The organism is Streptomyces millisiae, assembly GCF_031845425.1.
Taxonomy (GTDB): Bacteria; Actinomycetota; Actinomycetes; order Streptomycetales; family Streptomycetaceae; genus Streptomyces; species Streptomyces millisiae.
The window spans coordinates 1-431 of sequence record NZ_JAVREM010000352.1 but is presented as its reverse complement, the minus strand read 5'-3'; the positions used below and the strand labels follow the sequence as shown (position 1 = coordinate 431).

Genomic DNA, 431 nt, shown 5'->3' with positions numbered 1-431 from the left:
GGAGCGGCCGGGGAGCTGCCCGGTGTGCTGGAGCGCGCGGCCCGCGAGCCCTTCGACCTGGTGTCGGACATCCCGCTGCGCGCCCGGCTGTTCACGTCCGCCGCCGACGAGCACGTACTGCTGCTGGTGGCCCACCACATCGCGGGCGACGCCTGGTCGGAACGGCTGCTGCTGCGCGATCTGTCCACCGCGTACGCCGCGCGGCATGCGGGCGGGGCTCCCCGGTGGGAGCCGCTGCCGTTGCAGTACGCCGACTTCGCCCTGTGGCAACGCGCGGCGCTGGGCAGGCGGGACGACCCGGACAGCGCCCTGGCGGCGCAGCTCGGCCACTGGCGGAACGCCCTGGACGGCCTGCCGCAGGAGACACCGCTGCCGACGGACCGGCCCCGCCCTGCCACCCCCTCCCACCGGGGCGGGTCGGTGCCCCTGAA

Annotated in this window: 1 protein-coding gene; it reads left to right on the top strand. The window is 76.6% G+C overall.

Translation table 11 applies throughout. From position 1 onward, the window contains the following. Positions 1 to 24 precede the first annotated feature (24 nt). On the top strand, positions 25 to 431 hold a 407-nt coding region (locus tag RNC47_RS37045), incomplete at its 3' end, for a condensation domain-containing protein (RefSeq protein ID WP_311605264.1).